We start from the raw sequence: 1,340 nt of genomic DNA, 5'->3' as shown, positions 1-1,340 counted from the left end.
GGAGAGTCTATATTGATATCATCAAAAAGTATATTCAAAGTCAAAATAAATCTACTTATTAATAAAAAGTCCTAAGAAATTTCTTTCTTAAGGACTTTTTATAAATGGTTAAAGGTTAAAGATAAGTTAAAATCTACAACAATTTAGAAAAAAAACAAAATTACAAGCATTTTTTTTGTTTGTAATGTATATTAATTGATATTAATTATTAATTAATATATCATATTATATTGTAATGTAATCAATTATAATAATATATATTAAAGGATCAAAATGCAAAAAGAAATAACAAAAAACTATAATGGATATACAATTGGGGGTATAAAAGGCACTTTCTTTGGAAACTCTCAATATGAAGCTAATTATCGAGCAAAAATAAATGGCTTTATAATCGACTTTTTCAAAATTCCCACAAGTTTAAAGAAAAAATATGAACTTAATATTAAAGCCCTTAGTGATCCTAATTCTTCATCCACAAATATTGCAATGAATTGTATAAATACTTTCAAACTTATAGTTGACATTGTTAATATGCAATCCGGAGAAAATTACGATTACGAGACATTTATTACAAAAACTGAAACAAAAAAAATGCTTGTGTACAGCACAAAAATAATTGCCGCACTAGCAAGACACTTCGACGAACAAAGCGGAACCAACTTCAATGAAAGCTACTATGAATGGGAAAAAGGCTGGATAGATAAAAAATGGATAGATTATGAACCAACTGAATCAGAAATTAAAGAGATTCAAACGATAAATCAAAAATTAAACCCTTTAAAGATTAAATATGAAGAAAAAACCCCCAATAAAGGACAAATAAAGCTTTTAAAAGCCATCAGTAAAATTGAAAGCCAATCACAACAACAGATCACTAAATCCAAAAGCACAACTAAAAAATTAAAAGGAAATCTTCGAAAAGAATCTAATATTTAGCATTTTGCTTAAAAATATAAATATTATTTATTATTATTAAATAATATTTACAAAATTAAAAAAATAAAATATTATATATATAAGGTAGAAAACGATCTACCAACAGTCCCCAACACCCCTATTAATCCTCTCCAAATAAGATTAGGGGTAGGGACTTCTTTTTTTGCTAAAAACACTCAGCGTCTAAACCAATAAGTTTATAGCAAATAGAAAAAATGAAAATTTAAAAAGCATAAATTAACTAAAAATTTGATTCTTATTAAGTAGATGTGACCTAGCATTTCTAAATAAAAGATTATAGAAATGGCTTATTAATTATCGCATGACATCCTTTTAGATTCTTTAATAACGTTGATTCACCAAAACATAATCTACAAACTTTGCTTCATGTAGCTATTGCTTTG

Annotated in this window: 1 protein-coding gene; it reads left to right on the top strand. The window is 25.6% G+C overall.

Features of this window, described 5'->3' with window-relative positions; genetic code table 11:
- The first annotated feature begins 273 nt into the window (after positions 1 to 273).
- Positions 274 to 936 carry a hypothetical protein gene (locus tag BLO14_RS05855; RefSeq protein WP_091974009.1) on the top strand — a complete coding sequence of 221 codons (663 nt, stop codon included), beginning with the start codon at positions 274 to 276 and terminating at the stop codon, positions 934 to 936.
- Positions 937 to 1,340: the final 404 nt, after the last annotated feature.

The organism is Borreliella japonica (assembly GCF_900099615.1).
Taxonomy (GTDB): domain Bacteria; phylum Spirochaetota; class Spirochaetia; order Borreliales; family Borreliaceae; genus Borreliella; species Borreliella japonica.
Note: the sequence above shows the minus strand (reverse complement) of the source record. Positions and strands in the feature narration are given on the sequence as shown.